The sequence below is a fragment of the Flavobacterium hiemivividum genome, from assembly GCF_004349145.1.
GTDB classification, from domain to species: Bacteria; Bacteroidota; Bacteroidia; order Flavobacteriales; family Flavobacteriaceae; genus Flavobacterium; species Flavobacterium hiemivividum.
This window is the reverse complement of the sequence record NZ_SMFO01000026.1, coordinates 1-2,703: the sequence shown is the minus strand read 5'-3', so window position 1 is coordinate 2,703 and position 2,703 is coordinate 1. Positions and strand designations below refer to the sequence as shown.

2 tRNA genes and 2 rRNA genes are annotated in these 2,703 nt (G+C 47.2%); all 4 read left to right on the top strand.

The features are described 5' to 3' along the window. Nucleotides 1–180 (top strand): 16S ribosomal RNA (locus tag E0F98_RS15910); the annotation flags it as partial. Nucleotides 181–307: 127 nt separating this feature from the next. Beyond that, nucleotides 308–381, top strand: a tRNA-Ile gene (locus E0F98_RS15905). An 88-nt stretch (nucleotides 382–469) separates the two neighbouring features. Continuing rightward, a tRNA-Ala gene (locus E0F98_RS15900) sits at nucleotides 470–543 on the top strand. Between the two features lie 23 nt (nucleotides 544–566). Then, nucleotides 567–2,703: ribosomal RNA gene (locus E0F98_RS15895) — 23S ribosomal RNA — on the top strand; the annotation flags it as partial.

Below are 2,703 nucleotides of genomic sequence, written 5' to 3'. Positions count from 1 at the left end.
ATATCAGCCATGATCCGGTGAATACGTTCCCGGGCCTTGTACACACCGCCCGTCAAGCCATGGAAGCTGGGGGTGCCTGAAGTCGGTGACCGCAAGGAGCTGCCTAGGGTAAAACTGGTAACTAGGGCTAAGTCGTAACAAGGTAGCCGTACCGGAAGGTGCGGCTGGAACACCTCCTTTCTAGAGCCTTATTGTTAGCTTATTTATAAGCACTGTAGGGAAAGAGACGAAAAGAGAAAGTGGAAACAAAGAATGCGAATTTATTACTCTTGCTGTTAGTTCAAATAATACAATTTAAGAATAAGAGTGTCTCGTAGCTCAGCTGGTTAGAGTACTACACTGATAATGTAGGGGTCGACAGTTCGAGTCTGTCCGAGACAACTAATACTTAAAGAAAAGGAAATTTTAGAAGTATGAGTATGAATTACTGTAATTCAAAATTCAACATTCATAATTTAAAATTAGAAATGGGGGATTARCTCAGCTGGCTAGAGCGCCTGCCTTGCACGCAGGAGGTCAACGGTTCGACTCCGTTATTCTCCACAAGATGCTGAAATGATTGGTACAATAAGCAAAATAAGGGCGTATGGGGGATGCCTTGGCTCTCAGAGGCGATGAAAGGCGTGATAAGCTGCGAAAAGCTACGGGGACGGGCACACACCGATTGATCCGTAGATACCTGAATGGGGCAACCCACTATGTTGAAGACATAGTACACCGATAGGTGGGCAAACCCGCTGAACTGAAACATCTAAGTAGGCGGAGGAGAAGAAAACAAAAGTGATTCCGTAAGTAGTGGCGAGCGAACGCGGATTAGCCCAAACCAAACATGTTACGGCATATTTGGGGTTGTAGGACCACGATATTCAATGTAAAACGAACTAGAATCTACTGGAAAGTAGAACCAAAGAGGGTGATAGTCCTGTATAGGTAAGTGATATAATTGATAGTGGTATCCTGAGTAGGGCGGGACACGAGAAATCCTGTCTGAATTTGGCGGGACCATCCGCTAAGGCTAAATACTCCTGAGAGACCGATAGTGAACCAGTACCGTGAGGGAAAGGTGAAAAGAACCGTGAATAACGGAGTGAAATAGATCCTGAAACCATACGCTTACAAGCGGTCGGAGCCCCTTCGTGGGGTGACGGCGTGCCTTTTGCATAATGAGCCTACGAGTTAACGTTGCTGGCAAGGATAAGTGGTTAAGCCACGGATCCGTAGCGAAAGCGAGTCTGAATAGGGCGCTTTAGTCAGTAGTGTTAGACGCGAAACCGTGTGATCTACCCATGGACAGGTTGAAGCTGTGGTAACACATAGTGGAGGACCGAACCCGTTGACGTTGAAAAGTCTTGGGATGATCTGTGGGTAGGGGTGAAAGGCCAATCAAACTCGGAAATAGCTCGTACTCCCCGAAATGCATTTAGGTGCAGCGTTAGTTATAAAGTTATATAGAGGTAGAGCTACTGATTGGATGCGGGGGCTTCACCGCCTACCAATTCCTGACAAACTCCGAATGCTATATAATGTTCACTAACAGTGAGGGCTTGGGTGCTAAGGTCCAAGTCCGAGAGGGAAAGAACCCAGACCATCAGCTAAGGTCCCCAAATATATACTAAGTTGAAAGAACGAGGTTTGTCTGCATAGACAGCTAGGATGTTGGCTTGGAAGCAGCCATTCATTTAAAGAGTGCGTAACAGCTCACTAGTCGAGCGGACGAGCATGGATAATAATCGGGCATAAGTATATTACCGAAGCTATGGATTTACAATTTATTGTAAGTGGTAGGGGAGCATTCTAACAGGGTAGAAGGTGAGTCGTAAGGCCTGCTGGACCGGTTAGAAAAGAAAATGTAGGCATAAGTAACGATAATGCGGGCGAGAAACCCGCACACCGAAAGACTAAGGTTTCCACAGCTATGCTAATCAGCTGTGGGTTAGTCGGGACCTAAGGCGAACCCGAAAGGGACAGTCGATGGACAACGGGTTAATATTCCCGTACTACTGTTAACTGTGATGGGGTGACGGAGTGATGAAAGTGCCGCGAACTGACGGAATAGTTCGTTGAAGTACCTACCTATAAGCTGCGCAGGCAAATCCACGCGGCTTGGGGAAATACGATAGTACTCGGAGACTTCGGTCAAAGAGATAGTGCACCTAAGGGCTTCCAAGAAAAACCTCTAAACTTCAGGTTAATAGTACCCGTACCGCAAACCGACACAGGTAGTCGAGATGAGAATTCTAAGGTGCTCGAGAGATTCATGGCTAAGGAATTAGGCAAAATAGACCCGTAACTTCGGGAGAAGGGTCGCCAGCAGCAATGCTGGCCGCAGTGAAGAGGTCCAGGCGACTGTTTATCAAAAACACAGGGCTCTGCAAAATCGTAAGATGAAGTATAGGGCCTGACACCTGCCCGGTGCTGGAAGGTTAAGTGGAGATGTTATCTTCGGAGAAGCATTGAAATGAAGCCCCAGTAAACGGCGGCCGTAACTATAACGGTCCTAAGGTAGCGAAATTCCTTGTCGGGTAAGTTCCGACCTGCACGAATGGTGTAACGATCTGGACACTGTCTCAGCCATGAGCTCGGTGAAATTGTAGTAGCGGTGAAGATGCCGCTTACCCGCAGTGGGACGAAAAGACCCTGTGCACCTTTACTATAGCTTAGTATTGACCTTGGACAAATGATGTGTAGGATAGGTTGGAGACT